Source organism: Betaproteobacteria bacterium (genome assembly GCA_016194905.1).
Taxonomy (GTDB): Bacteria; Pseudomonadota; Gammaproteobacteria; order Burkholderiales; family JACQAP01; genus JACQAP01.
On the sequence record JACQAP010000021.1, the window covers coordinates 362,163 to 379,013 of the forward strand.

A 16,851-nucleotide genomic window follows, 5' to 3' on the forward strand; every position below is an offset into this window, starting at 1 on the left:
TTTGTTGTCCGGGATCGGAGCCGCGTCCGCATCGCCCCGCCGGTTCGGGCATACTCTCGGCTCCGCGACTACCCTGGACTCTGGATAGGACCATGTACGATTTCGTCTACAAGCACAAACGCTGGCTGCAGATCGCGCTGCTGGTACTTATCGTCCCGCCATTTGCGCTGTTCGGCATCGATTTTTATTTCCGCAACACCGATACCGGAGGTTCGCTCGCCAGGATCGGCGACACTCGCATCTCCGAGGTTGAGTATTCCCAGGCATTGCGCCAGGCACAGGAAAAAATGCGCGAGATGACGCGCAACAATCCGGATCCGTCGCTGCTTAACAGCCCGCAGCTCAGGGAGTCGGTGCTGAACGAGTTGATCGAGCGCAAGGTAACGCTGTCGCATGTGGCGAAAGCCGGCATGACGATTTCGGATGCCGAGCTGCAGGGCATGATCGCCGCAGTCGAGGCATTTCACGACCAGTCGGGCAAGTTCTCGCGCGAGCGCTATCGCCAGTTGCTACAGGGACAGGGATTGACCCCCGCGATGTTTGAGAACCAGGCGCGCACGAACATCATGCTCGAGCAGGTGCGCAGCGTTTATTCCGGCTCTGCTTTCATACCTGACTCGGTGGCGGATCGGCTACTGAAAATCCGCGAGCAGGAAAGGGAAGTCGGTCAGGTCGTATTCAATCCGGCAAATTATCGCAGGCAGGTGAAAATTTCCGATGCGGACGCCGAGAAATACTACGCGGAACACAAGGGCGAGTTCCTGGTTCCGGAGCGGGTCAGGATCGAATTTGTGGTGCTGTCCCTGGAGGCGTATCAGCGCAGCATCCAGGTCAGCGACGAGGAGATCAAGAAATTCTATCTGGAGAACCAGAGCCGGTTTCAAACGCCTGAAGAACGCCGTGCCAGCCACATCCTGATACCGGCCGCGGCGACTGCCAGCCCTGAAGAAAAGGCCAAGGCCAAAGCGCAAGCGGAGGATCTGCTCAAGCAGGCGAAGGCGAACCCGAAGAAATTCGGCGAGCTCGCGGCGAAATTTTCCAAGGATCCGGGATCCGCCGAGAAAGGCGGCGATCTGGGTTTTTTCGGACGCGGGTTGATGGTCAAACCTTTCGACGAAGCCGCTTTTTCGATGAAAGTCGGAGACATCGCAGGGCCGGTCGAGACGCAGTACGGTTATCACATCATTCGCCTCGATGCGATCAAGTCCATGCAGAGTACGCCGCTGGAGGCCGTCAAGGCTCAGATCGAAGTCGAAGTGCGCAAGCCCAAGGCGGGCAAAGCCTTCGCGGAAGCGGCCGATAATTTCAACAATCTGGTGTACGAGCAATTCGACAGTCTGCAGCCGACCGTCGATGCGCTGAAGCTGATTTTGCAGAAAAGCGACTGGGTGAGCCGTGCCGGGGGCAACCCGAATCCGCTGCTCAACAACGACAAATTGCTGGCGGCGTTATTCTCCGATGAAGTGCTCAAGAACAAGCACAACACGTCGGCGATCGAAATTCAGCCGAACATGTTGCTGGCGGCACGCGTCATCGAGCACAAACCGTCCGAAGGATTGCCGCTGGACCAGGTGCGCAAGGATATTTTGCAGCATCTGGCAGACCAGGCGGCAACGCAGCTCGCGGAAAAGGAAGGTCGTGCGGCGCTCGATAAACTGAAGAAGGGCGAACCCGTTGCACTGGCATGGTCCGCGGAACAGACGGTCACGCTGCAGAAGCGCCAGGGCTTGCATCCTGAAGCCGCGCAGTCCGTGTTCGGTGCCGACACAGCCAAGCTGCCTGCGTATACGGGTGTCCCTGTCTCGCAGGGCAGGTTCGTGATCTATCGCGTTACCAAGGTCAAGGACGTCACCGATGCCAATCCCGAGCAGCGCAAGGCTTTGGCGAAGCAGTTGACGCAGATGATCGGGCAGGAGCAGTACATCGCCTATCTCGCCAGTCTGCGCGAACGCGCCGACGTCAAGGTCGACAAGAAAAAACTGGATCAGGGTTCCTGATCGAATCTGGCGCACAAAAAGCCCGCATGGTGACCCGTGCGGGCTTCTTTTTATTCGATCTGACCGACTGCCGTAGTATTGAAGCCCGCGTCGACGTAAGTGATTTCGCCGGTGATGCCGCTGGCGAGATCGCTGCATAGGAACGCAGCCGTATTGCCGACTTCGTCGATGGTTACGTTGCGGCGCAACGGCGACTGCTTCTCACAGAGCGACAACAGCTTCCCGAAGCTGCCGATGCCCGCTGCAGCCAACGTCTTGATCGGCCCGGCAGAGATGGCGTTTACGCGAATGCCCTTTGGCCCAAGGCTCTGCGCCATGTAGCGCACGTTCGCTTCGAGGCTGGCTTTGGCGAGCCCCATTACGTTGTAACTCGGGAAAGACCGCTCCGCACCGAGATAAGTCAGTGTCAGCAGCGCTGCGTTGCGGCCCTGCATCATCGGCAGTCCGGCCTTGGCCAGCGCGGCAAAGCTGTACGAACTGACGTCATGGGCGATGCGGAATGCTTCCCGGCTGACGGATTCCAGATAGTCGCCGGCGAGCGCTTCGCGCGGCGCGAAGGCGATCGAATGAATGATGCCGTCGAGGCCATCCCAATGCTTCTTGAGCTCGGCGAACAACGCATCGATCTCAGCGTCGCTGGCCACGTCGCACGGAAGCACCAGTTTGCTGTCGAACTCGGCAGCCAGTTCGACTACGCGATCCTTTACCCGCTCGCCTTGATAGCTGAAGGCAAGCCGTGCACCCTCGCGGCACATGGCCTTGGCGATGCCATAGGCGATGGAGCGGCTGCTCAGCAATCCGGTGATCAATATGTTTTTGTTCTGGAGAAATGCCATGGTGGTTTCCCGTGGAAATCCTTCTCATTATAGCGAAACCCCCAATGCGGCCACTGCCGGGTTGCAAGACAATTAACCGCTGGCGGGGATTCCGCTACACTTGGCCGCGATGAAAGGGCTAATAACAATCGTGGCGCTGGTGCTGCCGGCAGTGCTCGGCGGCTGCAGCGGACCATGGAACGATCCCTATCCGGCACAGGAAGCCGGCAAGAACATCCTCTATTCGTCGTTTTCCGAAAGGCCCAAACATCTCGATCCGGTGCAGTCCTATGCGGAGAACGAGGCGGTATTCACGGCGCAGATCTACATGCCGCCGCTGCAATACCACTATCTGAAGCGGCCCTATGAGCTGACCACGCTGGCGGCCACCGATATTCCGAAATCGATCTATTACGACGCGTCCGATCGAAAATTGCCGGAGACCGCACCGGGCGACAAGGTGGCCTACAGCGTCTACGAGATTCACATTCGTCCCGGCATCATGTACCAGCCGCATCCGGCGCTGGCGAAGGATGAAACCGGAAAATACCGGTATCACCAGCTCGCGCGCGAAGATCTCAGGCACGTCTACGAGTTGAGCGATTTCAAATACACCGGCACACGGGAGCTGGTTGCCGACGACTACGCATTCCAGATCAGACGCCTCGCGCATCCGAAGCTGCACTCGCCGATTTTCGGCCTGATCAGCGAATACATCGTCGGGCTCAAGGACTACGCCGCAAAGCTGCAGCAGGCAGCGAAAACGACGCCGAAGGACGGCTACCTCGATCTCATGCAGTTTCCGCTCGACGGCGTGCAGGTCGTCGACAGCCATACGTACCGCATCCGCCTGAAAGGCAAGTATCCGCAATTCGTCTACTGGCTGGCGATGCCGTTCTTCGCCCCGGTCCCCTGGGAAGCCGAACGTTTTTATTCGCAACCGGGCATGACCGACGGCAAGAATCTTTCCCTGGACTGGTATCCGATCGGCACCGGCGCGTACATGCTGACGGTGAACGATCCGAATCGCATGATGGTCATGGAGCGCAATCCGAACTTTGCGGGTGAGCCCTACCCGTCAGAAGGGGAGGCAGGCGACAAGGAAGAGGGCCTACTCGACGATGCCGGCAAGACTATGCCGTTCGTCGACAAGGCGGTTTTCAGCCTCGAAAAGGAAGCGATTCCGTACTGGAACAAGTTTTTGCAGGGTTACTATGACGCGTCGGGAATCACTTCCGACAGCTTCGACCAGACCATCCAGATGACATCCAGCGGCGAAGTCGCGCTCGTGGAAGGGATGCGCAACCAGGGCATACGACTGCAAACTTCCGTGGCAACCTCGGTCATGTACATGGGATTCAACATGCTCGACCCCATCGTCGGGGGTGAGTCCGAGCGCAATCGCAAGCTCAGGCAGGCCATTTCCATCGCGATCGACCAGGAAGAGTTCATCTCGATCTTTACCAATGGGCGCGGCATACCCGGACAGGGACCGATTCCGCCCGGAATATTCGGTTATCGCGACGGCAAGGAAGGCATGAACCCGTATGTCTACGACTGGGTTGACGGCAAGCCCCAGCGAAAATCGGACGACTATGCGAAGAAGTTGCTGGCCGAGGCAGGCTATCCCAACGGCATCGACAAGGCCACCGGCAAGCCGCTGATCATCTACTTCGACACCACCCTGAGCGGTGTCGGCGGAAAGTCGCGCATAGACTGGCTAACAAAGCAGTTTCAGAAGATCGACCTGCAGATGGTGGTGCGAAACAGCGACTTCAACCGTTTCCAGGACAAGATCCGCAAGGGAACAGCGCAGCTCTTCTTTTTCGGCTGGAACGCGGATTATCCCGATCCGGAGAACTTCCTGTTCCTGTTCTATGGTCCGCAGTCCCGCGTCAAGAGCGGCGAGAACGCCGCGAACTATGCGAATCCGGAATTCGACCGCATGTTCGACCGCATGCAGGTCATGGAGAACGGCCCCGAGCGCCAGGCGCTGATCGATCGCATGGTCGAAATCCTGCGCAACGATGCGCCCTGGGTGTACATGCTTTACCCGAAAGACTACACGCTGGCGCATGCCTGGGTATACAACCGCAAGCCGAACAAGATGGCCAACAACGGTTTGAAGTACCAGCGCATCGATCCGCGTTTACGGGAGAACATGCGGGCTGCGTGGAATCATCCCGTCACGTGGCCGATCGTTGCTCTCCTTGCAGTCCTTGCGCTGGCATTGACGCCCGCGGTGATGTCCTACCGAAACCGCGAACGCGCGAGCGGCAAGCTGCGAGCGGCGTAATTCCTCGACCATGATCACCTATCTCGTCCGCCGCGTGCTTTATGCCATCCCGATCCTGATCGGGGTGAACGTGCTGACTTTCCTGCTGTTCTTCATCGTCAACTCGCCTGACGACATGGCGCGCATGCAGCTTGGGCAGAAACGCGTGAGCGACGAAGCGGTGATGAGGTGGAAACAGGAGCGGGGTTACGACAAGCCGAGCTTCTTCAACTCGCAGGCAAGCGGCGTAAAAAAAGTCACCGACACGATTTTTTTCGAGAAGTCGGTGCCGCTGTTCTGGTTCGACTTCGGTCACGCGGAGGATGGGCGCGACATCGCCCATGAAATCCGCAGCCGCATGATGCCCAGCTTGGCAATCGCGCTTCCGGTATTCGCCGTCGGGCTACTGACTTTCATCACCTTCGCTCTGCTGATGGCGTTCTTCCGCGCGACCTACATCGACTTCATGGGCGTCCTGTTCTGCATTGTGGCAATGTCCATTTCAGGCCTGTTCTACATCATTGGCGGCCAGTACCTGATCAGCAAACTCTGGAATCTCGTGCCGATTTCCGGCTATGCAGGAGGCCTGAATGCCTGGAAATTTCTGGTGCTGCCCGTGATCATCGGCATCATTGGCGGGGTGGGGGCGAGTGCGCGCTGGTACCGCACCATCTTCCTTGAGGAGATCAATCGTGATTACGTGCGGACAGCCCGTGCGAAAGGGTTGTCGGAATGGCGCGTACTCTTTCGCCACGTGCTGCACAACGCCATGATCCCGATCCTCACTGGTGTGGTGGTTGCGATTCCGCTGTTGTTTCTGGGCAGCCTGATCACGGAATCCTTCTTCGCCATTCCTGGCCTGGGAAGCTATACCATTGATGCGATCAGTAGCCAGGATTTCACCGTAGTCCGCGCCATGGTCTTCCTCGGTTCGGTGCTCTACATCGTCGGCCTGATCCTGACCGACATTTCCTACACCATCGCCGATCCGCGCATACGACTGCAATGACGCCGTTCAAGCCCGTCTTTCTGATCACTGATGCGCTGATTTTCGTGCTAATCGCCGTCGTCGCGATTTCGGCCTGGTATATTTCGAGGCACGAGCACCTGTTGGCACCATGGAAGAAGGTGGGCCACAGCCGCAGCGGCATGATAGCCGCCGTTGTCCTGCTCGCATTCGTCACGGTCGGCGTGCTCGATTCCGTGCATTTCCGGCCACGGCTCCCGGGAGGCGAGCCAGGTAAGCCGAACTATGCGGTGGATGTCATCTCCGTTTTCGACGTAATTGCGTCACCGCTGAAAGAGAGGCGGGAGAAAACCTATTCGGCGCCGCTTGCCACGCATCTGTTCTCGAAAGAAACCGTCGAGCTGCCCGATGGCACCGAAGCCCGGATATTCCCGCGACTCATGCATGGCGGTGCGCACCTCGAGGAGCCCGCGCGGGATCGCGGACAGGATATCCTCAAGCGCATCGTAGCGGGCGTCGCTATCGCTGCCGTCGCCTGGAATGTCCTCCTGCTCTGCGTGACGCTATGGCTGTCGCACCGGCATGCCCACAACGTGCGCGAGACCTGGTCGGCGATCTGGCGGGGCCATACGACGATGCCGTGGCGGGAAATGCTGATCGCGAGCGGACTGCTGTTCCTGGTGTTTGTGCCGATGATAGTTCTGTCCGCCCGCTATCATGTACTTGGCACGGACAAGGTCGGCCAGGATGTGTTTTATCTGACGCTCAAGAGCATTCGCACCGGGCTTGTGATCGGCACATTGACGACCTTGGTCATGCTGCCGTTTGCGCTACTATTCGGCATTCTCGCGGGCTACCTGCGCGGATGGGTGGACGACGTCATCCAGTACATTTATACAACGCTCAATTCCATCCCCGGCGTGCTCCTGATTGCCGCATCCGTGCTGATCCTGCAAGGCGTCATCGATCGCCATCAGGACTGGGAATTGCTGCAGACGTCCAGCCAGCGCGCGGACGCGCGGCTATTCCTGTTGTGCATGATCCTGGGAGTCACGAGCTGGACCGGATTGTGCCGGCTGCTTCGCGGCGAGTCCCTCAAGTTGCGGGAACTCGATTACATCCAGGCAGCGCGTGCCTTCGGCGTATCGGGTTATCGCATCGTCACACGCCACATCCTGCCGAATGTCATGCACATCGTGCTAATCGCCATTGTCATGGATTTCAGCGGACTGATTCTCGCGGAAGCGGTTCTTTCCTATGTGGGAGTCGGCGTCGATCCGTCGATGAATAGTTTTGGCACCATGATCAACACGGCGCGTATGGAAATGGCGCGCGATCCGATGGTCTGGTGGTCGCTTGCGTCGGCATTTTCCTTGATGCTGCTGTTGGTGCTCTCCGCCAATCTGTTTGCCGATGCCGTGCGCGATGCATTCGATCCGCGCATCAGGGGCCGGCTCGCAACGCCGGCCTTCCTGTCCAAGTATCTGCCTGCGCCGCGCAGCCGTTGACCCACGATGACCGCCGCTCTGCTGCAAGTTGATAATCTGCGTACCTGGCTGACAGGCAGCGAGGGGGTGGTGCGCGCGGTGGACGGCGTGTCGTTCTCGGTCGGTCGCGGCGAAACATTCGCGCTGCTGGGCGAATCCGGTTGCGGAAAATCCATGACGGCGCTGTCGATTGCGCGGCTGCTGCCGGATGCCGGTCGGATCATGTCGGGTTCCGTGCGTCTCGACGGCCAGGAGCTGCTACAGTTGCCGGAAGCGGCAATGCGGGACGTGCGCGGCAGCAGGATCGGCATGATTTTCCAGGAGCCGGGGACCAGTCTCAATCCGGTAATGAAGGTGGGTTCGCAAATCGGCGAGGTGCTGCTGCGGCATACGACGTTGCGCGGCAGTGCGGTCGATGCCCGCGTGCTGGAATTGCTCGACGCGGTCGGCTTGCCGGATCCGGAGAGCCGCGTGCACGAATATCCGTTCCAACTCTCTGGCGGCATGAAGCAGCGCGTCATGATCGCGATTGCACTGGCTTGCGAACCCAGACTGCTGATCGCGGATGAACCGACCACGGCGCTCGACGTGACGATCCAGGCGCAGGTGCTCGATCTGTTGCGGAGTCTGCAGAAAAAGATGGGCATGTCGATTCTGCTGATTACGCACGATCTGGGCGTGGTCTCCGAGATGGCGCATCACGTTGCTGTGATGTACGCGGGCGAGATCGTCGAGTCGGCGCGACGCGAGGATTTCTTCCGCAATCCGGCGCATCCGTACTCGCGCAAACTGTTCGCGTCGATGCCGGATCGACAGACCCGAGACCGAACGCTGGCGGTCATCCGGGGGCGAGTTCCGCCACTGACCGCGGAGTTTCATGGTTGCCGTTTCGCAGATCGCTGCGATTATGCCTGGCCCCTCTGCCGGACGACCCATCCTGCCTGGTTCGCGGTCGAATCGGATCACGGTGCGCGTTGCCATTTGTACAGCGAAGCGGCGAGAAAAAAGGAAGAAGAAGGCAGTGGCATTGCGGTGGCACAGTCCGCCGCCTGCGGGCCGGTTCATCCCGATACGGATGCGCCGCTACTTGCCGTCGATGACCTGAAGGTCTATTTCCCGATTCGCAAGGGAATCCTCAAGCGCGTCATCGGCCACGTCAAGGCCGTGGATGGCATTTCGCTGTCGGTTCGCGCGGGCCGTACCCTGGCGCTCGTGGGCGAATCGGGTTCCGGAAAGACCACGGTCGGCAAGGGCATCGTGCAGTTGCTACCGTTGTCAGGCGGAAGCGTCCGCATCGATGGAGTCGACCTTTCATCGCTGTCCGCCGGGGAGCTAAGGGGCCGGCGCCGCGATTTTCAGATCATTTTTCAGGATCCGTATAGCTCGCTCAATCCGCGGATGCGCGTGCTGGACATCGTCGAGGAAGGCATGATCGCGCTGGGCGTCAGCGGTGACAGGCACTCGCGCGCCGCCCGGGTGGATGCAATTCTCGTGCAAGTGGGACTTGGTGCGGAGATGAAATACCGCTACCCGCATGAATTCTCAGGCGGGCAGCGCCAGCGCATCGCGATTGCGCGCGCGCTCGCGGTCGAGCCCAGGCTGATCGTGTGCGACGAACCGACCAGCGCGCTCGACGTGTCGGTGCAGGCGCAGATCCTCAATCTGCTGCGCGATTTGCAGAGCCGTCTTTGCATTGCTTATCTGTTCATCACCCACAACATGTCGGTCGTCGAGTATCTGGCCGACGAAGTGGCGGTCATGTATCTCGGAAAAATCGTCGAGCAGGGCAGTGCCGACGAGATCTTGCGCAAACCACAGCACGCCTATACCAGGGCATTGCTATCGGCGGTGCCGAGGGTAAGTGTTGCGGACGAGCGCGAGGCGGGAATTTTGGAGTGAAGTGGTCGGATCGATTCATCCGCCAGTGACAAGCCGGCAGAAGGGATCAGCGGCGGGCAATGCGCGGGTTGCTGTAGATCGTCAGGCGCTGACCTATGCGCAGCTGGTTGCCTGACAGATGATTCCATTCCTTCAAGGCCGCCACGGTGACGCGGTGCTTCAAAGCGATCAAGTACAGGCTGTCGCCGTTTCTCACGCGATAGACCGCCCGGCTGCCGTATAAGTCCTCGGGCGCCTGGAATTCCGGACTGTTCCAGGTCTCATCCAGGTTCGACGCATTCGCGTCTTCGTTCATCGGTACCAGCAGCGACCGCCCGGGCCGGACGGTAACGTGACGGTTGAGACCATTGATTTCGCGCAGGCGGGCCGGCGTGATGCCGAATTTCGCTGCAACCGAATCCGGGCTTTCGTTTTTCTTCAGCGTAACCGTTTGCCACGACACCAGCGGCTGGTCGTAACCCTTCAGGTTGGCGGAGAAAATGCCTGCCTTGTCGATAGGCAGCAGCAGCGTGCGCGAACCGTTCGACACGATGACCGGCCGCGTGTGCCCCGGATTGAGCGAGCGGAAATCATCGACGGACATTTCCGCCAGTTGCGCGGCCACCTGCAGGTCGATATGTTCCGGCGTCGATACTGCCGTGAAATACGGCTGATTGGGGATGTCCTCGAGCGGGAAGCTCAGCAGCGCGGGATTGGTGATGATGTTCCTGACGGCCTGCAGCTTGGGCAGATAGTTGCGCGTTTCGCGCGGCATGCGCAAGTTCTCGTAAGCTGTTGGCTTGCGCTTGGCACGGTTGTGAGCGATGGCCCGCGACACGCCGTTTTCACCCCAGTTGTAGGCGGCAAGCGCGAGTTGCCAGTCGCTGAATTCCTCGTGCAGCTTCTCCAGGTAGTCCATTGCGGCGCGGGTGGCGGCAAGCACGTCGCGGCGTCCGTCATACCACCAGTTCTGCTGCAGTCCGTAGCGTTTGCCGGTCGAAGGCATGAACTGCCATATCCCTACCGCGCGTGCGCGCGAATAAGCGATCGGGTTGTATGCACTTTCGATCATCGGCAACAGTGCCACCTCCATCGGCATGTTGCGCTTGTCGATTTCCTCGACGATGAAATAGAGATACAGGCGGCTGCGCTCGATCATGCGCTGGAAGTAATCCGGGTGATTCAGGAACCATGCCTCATGGCGTGCCACCAGCGGGCTGTCGATTTCGGGCAGAGCGAATCCATGACGGACGCGGTTCCAGAGACTTTCCGGGGCTGGCGTAAGTACCGTGGTGGCCGCTTCAGGATGCGTTTCGACCGGTGCACCCGGCTTCACCTCGCTGTTGTTTCCCTGAGCGGGAGCAGAGGTCGAATCCGGCCTGGAGTCGACTGATGCCGGGGAGGGTGTAGCGGCTTCTTCGGCTTGGAGCGGTGAGGCGGCCAGAGTGGCACAGACGCCGGCCAGAATCGTAAGTAGTTTCTTCATTTTCTTACGCAAGATATTGATATTTTGATTGTATGTTAACAGAGCATTCGGCCCAGTCAAGGTAAACTTTAGACCTGGGCTTGTTCTTTGGTCGGCCATGGCAGGGTCTGCTAAAACCCATCCTTCCATTTGCGCAGGGTCGCAAACACTTCGACCGGATTGGTCATGGCGCGGCCTGCAAAACGGCTGGCTGATGTTGCCACGCCGGGGTCGCCGCTGCGCAAAAACGGATTCGACGCCAGTTCGGATTCGATCGTCGAGGGAAGCGAGGGTCTTCCATCCGCAAGTGCCGCCCGCGCGGATGCCTCGCGCTCATCGATCGCAGGGTTGCCCGGATCGGCGGCGCGGGCAAAGCGCAGATTTGACAGCGTGTATTCGTGGCCGCAATACACGAGCGTGTTGCCGGGAAGCGCTGCGAGTTTGGAAAGCGATGAGTGCATTTGCGCGGCGGTACCCTCGAACAATCTTCCGCAGCCGCAGGAAAACAAGGTGTCGCCGCAGAACAGCACGCCATCGCCGTAATAGGCGATGTGCCCCGCGGTATGGCCGGGGATATCGAACACCCGAAGGTGAAGGCCTGCGCCGGGCACTTCAATGGTGTCGCCTTCCCGCAATGCCCGCGTGACGCCGGGAATCTTCTCGTGCGCCGGGCCGAACACCGGTACGTTATACTTCGACAGCAAAACGGTGTTGCCGCCGACGTGATCGGCGTGATGGTGGGTCGTCAGTATCGCGGCGAGCCGCAGGTTTTCGTTCGACAGATAATCGAGGACCGGATTGGCATCGCCGGGGTCGACTACGACGGCAGCGGAACCGCGGCGCAGACACCAGATATAGTTGTCCTGAAACGCGCGTATCGGAATGATGGTGGTGATATCCATGCCGGTATCTTTGATTCTGCAAAACTGAATGTCAATCCACGTCGAGCCGGCCAGTCTCTCCGAATGGTTTTCCACGCCATTGGGTGTCCGTCTTCTCGATACCGAGTTGCAGTACTTCGACCGTGAACTGGCCGACGTATTCGGCTTCAATGCCATCCAACTCGGCCTTCCGGAATATCCGTACCTGCGCACCAACCGTATGCCGTTTCGCTGCGTGATCGGCAGCGACGGTCCGGTTCGCCTGCGTTCCGATCCCGGTGCATTGCCGCTGCAGACCTCCTCGGTCGATCTCGTGGTCCTGCCGCACACCCTCGAGTTCAGCAGCAATCCACACCAGGTTCTGCGCGAGGTTTCGCGCATCCTGATGCCTGAGGGCCACGTCGTTCTCTCGGGATTCAATCCCTGGAGCCTGTGGGGGGTGCGCCGTCTGGCAGCACGGCGCGACGGCGTTTTTCCATGGTGCGGACAGTTCATCAATCTACCGAGAATCAAGGACTGGATGGCGCTGTTGGGCTTCGAATTGGCCGGCGGACGCATGTGCAGTTATGCACCTCCCCTCACCAGTGAAAAATGGTCGCGCCGGTGGAATTTCATGGAAGCGGCGGGCGATCGTTGGTGGCCGTTTGCCGGCGGCGTCTACTACCTGCACGGCATCAAGCGCGTGCAGGGTATGCGCCTCATCACGCCGCAATGGAAGACGGTCCAGGTGAAGAAAAAAGCGCTGGCCGCGGTGCCCCACAAAACCAATGGGCGTGACGACGCCATGGCGGCCCGGAGAAATCACGCGGCCGGAGATCCGCAGTGAGCGGCGTGGTCGATGTTTACACCGACGGCGCATGCAAGGGCAATCCCGGTCCGGGTGGCTGGGGGGTGTGGATGAAATGGGGCGATCACGAGAAGGAGTTCTGCGGCGGTGAGGCGGAGACGACCAACAACCGCATGGAGATGATGGCGGTGATCGAGGCGCTCGGCTCGCTCAAGCGCAGTTGTACGGTGCGCCTGCACACCGATTCCAAGTATGTGCACAATGGCATCTCGCTCTGGATTCACGACTGGAAGAAGCGCGGCTGGCGCACCGCGGACAAGAAGCCGGTGAAGAATGTCGACCTATGGCAACGCCTCGATGAACTGGTGCGCGATCACAAGATCGAGTGGGTCTGGGTCAAGGGACATGCAGGTGATCCGGGCAACGAAAAAGCAGACGAACTTGCGAACCAGGGCGTCGCAGAAGTCCTGCGCGCAGGGGCTAGGGTCTAGGGGCTAGGGAAGAAAACTATCAAAGGCGGAATTCTGAAAATGCGAAGCACAGCTTACCTTACCCCTAGCCCCTAGCCCCTCAAGCGTATGCGCCAGATCATCCTCGACACGGAAACCACTGGGCTGGATCCCGCACTGGGGCACCGCATCATCGAAATCGCGGCGGTGGAGATCATCAATCGCCGTTTCACCGACAAGCACTACCACCAGTACATGAACCCGGAACGTGAAATCGACGCCGGTGCGATGGAGGTACACGGCATCACGATCGAATTTCTTGCCGATAAGCCGAAATTCCGTGAAGTGGCAAAAGAAATGCTCGAATTCATCGAGGGCGCGGAACTGATCATTCACAACGCGCCGTTCGATATGGCGTTTCTCGATCACGAGCTCGGACTGCTGGAGTTGAAATCCGTAAAGCATTACTGCCCGCAAGTGACCGACACGCTGAAAATGGCCAAGGGGTTGCATCCCGGGAAACGCAATTCGCTCGACGCATTGTGCGAACGCTACCAGATCGACAATTCCGCGCGTTCGCTGCACGGTGCGCTGCTGGATGCGCGCCTGCTGGCGGAAGTCTATCTATCCATGACGCGCGGCCAGGACAGCCTGCTGATGGACATTGGCGAGGCCTCTTCGCCGGTACTCGACAGCGCGTTTTCGACCGCGGACGTGGAATTGATCGTGGTGCGCGCGACACCGGAAGAGCTTGTCGAGCATACCCGTCAGCTCGACGACATCGACAAGGTCGCCAAGGGCGCCTGTCTCTGGAAAAAACTGGAAGCTGCGGGTTAGGCGAAGGATAGGTGGGCGGTACTGGGATCGGCTCGCTGGAGTGACCGTTCCCGCAACGGCGAAGCCAGTTCGAAGGTGACGTTGCAGGAGACCGCCACGCGCGGCCGCTGCCCACGGTAGACGTTCACGTAGTGGAGCAGCCACCCCGGAAAAACCAGCAGCCGTCCCGTTTGCGGCCGCGCGGTGAAGGTCGCGCCGAGGAGGTCGAGGCCCGGCATCGGCCGCCCCCCGTGCCGCGGATCGACGAGCGCGAGCAACCCCGAGTCAGGATGCTCCCCTTCGTCCGCGTTCCCCGCGTCGGTGTAGTACACCGTCGACCAATGCGCATCCGCACGATCGTGCGGGATCGTACAGTCCCCGTTTCGCATCACCATCGCCCACGTGTGCACCCCGATGCGCATCGCCGGCAGTCCCTGTCCCCTTTCCTGCGCGAGACCCTCCACCGTCTCGCGCACCCGCGTCACGATGTATTGGATGAGAGTCCGGAAACACGCCTCCGGGCGCTGGATTTAGTCCAGGGGCGGCTCATTCATCAGCAGCCAAAACAAGCCGAGTTGTCGGACAGCTTCGATAAATTTTTCGTATTCCACCGGCTTGACAATGTACGCATTGACGCCCAACTGATAGCTGTCCACGATATCCTGCTGCTCCCGCGAGGAGGTGAGCACCACCACCGGGACGAGCCTTAGCGTTGGATCGGTCCTGATCTGCCGCAGTACTTCGAGGCCGTCCACCTTTGGCATCTTCAGATCGAGCAGGATGAGGACAGGATTGCCCGGTTCCCGGTCGGCAAAAGGGCCACGGCAGTATAGGTAGTCAAGCGCCTCGGTGCCATCTCTGACCACGTCGACTTTATTCGTAAGCCGATATGGTTGCAGGGCTTTAAGGGTGAGTTCTGCGTCGAGGGCACTGTCCTCTGCAAGGAGAACGCTTTTCGCTCTCATCGCTCTTACCCCCCTTACGCGCGCCGCAGGGCGACGAAAAAGGACGCGCCCTGATCAAGCTTGCCCTCGGCCCAGACGCGGCCACCAAGTCGTTCGACAATGCGCCGCACGGTTGCAAGGCCGATGCCGGTGCCTTCGAATTCGTCGTCCCGGTGCAGACGTTGGAAAACGCCGAACAGCTTGTCCTGATAGCGGGGATCGAAGCCCGCCCCGTTGTCTTTTACCGCGACGATCACTTCATCGCCGTTGCCGGGTTGAGAATCGACCTGGATGATTGGTCGGTCACGCCCACGGGTAAACTTCGCGGCATTGGAGAGCAGGTTCGTGAAAGCCACCCGCAATAGGTCCGCGTCCCCTCGGACAGTCGGCAGACTACCTAATCGCCAATCTATGGAATCCCCTCCGCGTGCGGGCAGGCACTCGCTGCGCGCCGCTTCGACAACGATGTTCAGATCGACGGGTTGCTCACGAATAGCAACACGGCCCGTGCGTGACAAAGCGAGCAGATCGTCAATCAACTTGCCCATTTTGGTGGCCGACTGGGTGATTGCGTCGAGATAGTGCGTCTCGGTGTCATTGAAACTCTTGGACTCTTTGAGAAGAAGCTTCGAAAAGGCATCGATGTGGCGCAGAGGCGCTCTCAGGTCGTGGGACACCGAATAGCTGAATGCCTCAAGCTCTCTGTTGACGGCTTCGAGCTGTGCAGTGCGCGCTTCCAAGGCGCTGTTATTTTCCCGCAGCGCCGTTTCCGCCTGATGACGGCGGATCACTTCATTTTGTAACTCCTGGTTTGTACGCTTGAGCCGTTCCTGACTCGGGATCGCGAGTGCCCGCGGTATCAGTGGCCACAGTAGGATGGCGGTCACGACCGACGCAACCGCAGTGAGCACCTTGACTCCCGCGTCGGCCCAGTAATTGGGTTCCCATATGTTCCAGATCGCGAAAATGTGGGTGGTACCGCAGGCCATCACAAAGACACCGAACAGCACGAAAATCCAGCTGAAGGGGAGATCCTGCCGCTTCTTGACGAAGTACCACAGCGCGACCGGAATCGTGTAATAGGACGCCGCGATGACGGAGTCAGCTATGACATAGCTCCATAGCAGCGATGGCGTCCAGAGGAAACAATGACCGTGCGGCATGAAACCGTTCCCTCCGAAATAATCAGAAAGGCTCTCTATCATGTCTACCTCCCGCTTGATTATCAGCTCTGACGCGTAGCCGCCGTTTCAGTAACACAGAGGCTTAGAAATCCATTGCTTTTACAATGATCTGCCAGTTCTTTTGTATCCGCAATCGCATTGTCAGCTTAACTGATTGCTGATGTACTGCGTCCGTGAACCCCTGCGCGCCAAGTTATTACCGTCACCGTTTCCCGTCCGAGATCATCAGCCGCTGCGTGTGGCTCTATTTCCGCTTCACCCTGAGCTACCGCGACGTGGAGGAGATGATGCATGAGCGCGGGGTAGACGTGACGTATGAAACGGTGCGCGAGTGGTGCTTGAAGTTTGGCCACCTCTACGCCAGACGGCTGCGCTCGCGCAGCCCTCGACCCGGTGACCGTTGGCATCTGGATGAAGTTTTTCTGAAGATCAATGGCCGGTTGCAGTATTTGTGGCGTGCGGTAGACCAGGACGGAGAGGTACTCGATATTCTGGTGCAGTCGCGCCGGAACAAGCCGGCGGCTAGGAAATTCTTTCGCAAGTTGCTCAAAGCTATGCGGTACGTGCCGCGAGTCATCATCACCGACAAACTGGGTAGTTATGCGGCGGCCAAGGCCGAAGTGTTGCCATCTGTCGAACATCGCCGGGACAAAGGGTTGAACAACCGAGCGGAGAATTCACACCAGCTCACCCGGGAGCGGGAACATCGCATGAGAGGCTTCAAATCCCCTGGGCATGCACAGAGATTCCTCTCAGTTTTCGGGGTGATTGGATCATTCTTCCGTCCCGGACGGCATTTACTGGCTGCCGTGAACTACCGCGAGATCATGCGTCGCCGCTTTACGCAATGGCGCGAAGTTATCCACCCGCGACCCGCGATCTGATCGGAAATACGGCTCATCGACG

15 protein-coding genes are annotated in these 16,851 nt (G+C 59.3%); 9 read left to right on the forward strand and 6 right to left on the reverse strand.

The genetic code is table 11. The features are described from left to right. Window positions 1-92: 92 nt before the first annotated feature. On the forward strand, window positions 93-1,997 hold the full coding sequence (locus HY067_15805; GenBank protein MBI3529418.1) for a SurA N-terminal domain-containing protein: 1,905 nt from the start codon (window positions 93-95) through the stop codon (window positions 1,995-1,997). Between the two features lie 50 nt (window positions 1,998-2,047). Here the strand turns inward: HY067_15805 and fabI are convergent, their stop codons facing one another. Next, window positions 2,048-2,833: an enoyl-ACP reductase FabI gene (gene fabI, locus HY067_15810; protein MBI3529419.1), complete on the reverse strand. Its 786-nt coding sequence runs from the start codon at window positions 2,831-2,833 to the stop codon at window positions 2,048-2,050. A 109-nt stretch (window positions 2,834-2,942) separates the two neighbouring features. On the opposite strand from fabI, the gene HY067_15815 reads away from it, so the two are divergent. The 4 genes from HY067_15815 to HY067_15830 are packed head-to-tail and all read left to right on the forward strand — an operon-like array spanning window position 2,943 to window position 9,440. Continuing rightward, entirely contained in the window at window positions 2,943-5,108 is a 2,166-nt protein-coding gene (locus HY067_15815) for an ABC transporter substrate-binding protein (protein MBI3529420.1), read from the forward strand. Window positions 5,109-5,118: 10 nt separating this feature from the next. Continuing rightward, complete coding sequence (locus tag HY067_15820; protein ID MBI3529421.1) at window positions 5,119-6,096, forward strand: ABC transporter permease; 978 nt, start codon at window positions 5,119-5,121, stop codon at window positions 6,094-6,096. After that, window positions 6,093-7,562 (forward strand): ABC transporter permease, encoded by a 1,470-nt coding sequence (locus HY067_15825; protein MBI3529422.1) that lies wholly within the window; start codon window positions 6,093-6,095, stop codon window positions 7,560-7,562. Before HY067_15820 ends, HY067_15825 begins: the two co-directional genes overlap by 4 nt. Window positions 7,563-7,568: 6 nt before the next feature. After that, window positions 7,569-9,440, forward strand: a complete 1,872-nt coding sequence (locus tag HY067_15830; GenBank protein ID MBI3529423.1) for an ABC transporter ATP-binding protein — start codon at window positions 7,569-7,571, stop codon at window positions 9,438-9,440. Window positions 9,441-9,486: 46 nt separating this feature from the next. On the opposite strand, the gene HY067_15835 is transcribed toward HY067_15830, so the two are convergent. Beyond that, window positions 9,487-10,905 (reverse strand): transglycosylase SLT domain-containing protein, encoded by a 1,419-nt coding sequence (locus HY067_15835; protein MBI3529424.1) that lies wholly within the window; start codon window positions 10,903-10,905, stop codon window positions 9,487-9,489. Between the two features lie 110 nt (window positions 10,906-11,015). Next, window positions 11,016-11,780 carry a hydroxyacylglutathione hydrolase gene (gene gloB, locus HY067_15840; protein MBI3529425.1) on the reverse strand — a complete coding sequence of 255 codons (765 nt, stop codon included), beginning with the start codon at window positions 11,778-11,780 and terminating at the stop codon, window positions 11,016-11,018. A 34-nt stretch (window positions 11,781-11,814) separates the two neighbouring features. Between gloB and HY067_15845 the strand changes: the two genes are divergently transcribed. The 3 genes from HY067_15845 (at window position 11,815) to dnaQ (ending at window position 13,838) form a co-directional block, all read left to right on the forward strand. Beyond that, window positions 11,815-12,591, forward strand: coding sequence for a methyltransferase domain-containing protein (locus tag HY067_15845; protein MBI3529426.1), 777 nt, complete (start codon window positions 11,815-11,817; stop codon window positions 12,589-12,591). Continuing rightward, window positions 12,588-13,043: a ribonuclease HI gene (rnhA, locus tag HY067_15850; protein ID MBI3529427.1), complete on the forward strand. Its 456-nt coding sequence runs from the start codon at window positions 12,588-12,590 to the stop codon at window positions 13,041-13,043. Before HY067_15845 ends, rnhA begins: the two co-directional genes overlap by 4 nt. An 87-nt stretch (window positions 13,044-13,130) precedes the next feature. After that, window positions 13,131-13,838 (forward strand): DNA polymerase III subunit epsilon, encoded by a 708-nt coding sequence (dnaQ, locus tag HY067_15855; GenBank protein MBI3529428.1) that lies wholly within the window; start codon window positions 13,131-13,133, stop codon window positions 13,836-13,838. Here dnaQ and HY067_15860 read toward each other — a convergent pair. Genes HY067_15860 through HY067_15870 form a run of 3 tightly spaced genes read right to left on the reverse strand, consistent with a single transcriptional unit; the run spans window position 13,835 to window position 15,966 of the window. Further along, entirely contained in the window at window positions 13,835-14,302 is a 468-nt protein-coding gene (locus HY067_15860; GenBank protein ID MBI3529429.1) for a hypothetical protein, read from the reverse strand. The genes dnaQ and HY067_15860 overlap by 4 nt on opposite strands. 45 nt (window positions 14,303-14,347) lie before the next feature. Then, window positions 14,348-14,782: a response regulator gene (locus tag HY067_15865; GenBank protein ID MBI3529430.1), complete on the reverse strand. Its 435-nt coding sequence runs from the start codon at window positions 14,780-14,782 to the stop codon at window positions 14,348-14,350. Between the two features lie 14 nt (window positions 14,783-14,796). Then, window positions 14,797-15,966: a two-component sensor histidine kinase gene (locus tag HY067_15870; protein ID MBI3529431.1), complete on the reverse strand. Its 1,170-nt coding sequence runs from the start codon at window positions 15,964-15,966 to the stop codon at window positions 14,797-14,799. 152 nt (window positions 15,967-16,118) lie between these two features. Between HY067_15870 and HY067_15875 the strand changes: the two genes are divergently transcribed. Next, window positions 16,119-16,829 carry an IS6 family transposase gene (locus tag HY067_15875; GenBank protein MBI3529432.1) on the forward strand — a complete coding sequence of 237 codons (711 nt, stop codon included), beginning with the start codon at window positions 16,119-16,121 and terminating at the stop codon, window positions 16,827-16,829. Window positions 16,830-16,851 lie beyond the last annotated feature (22 nt).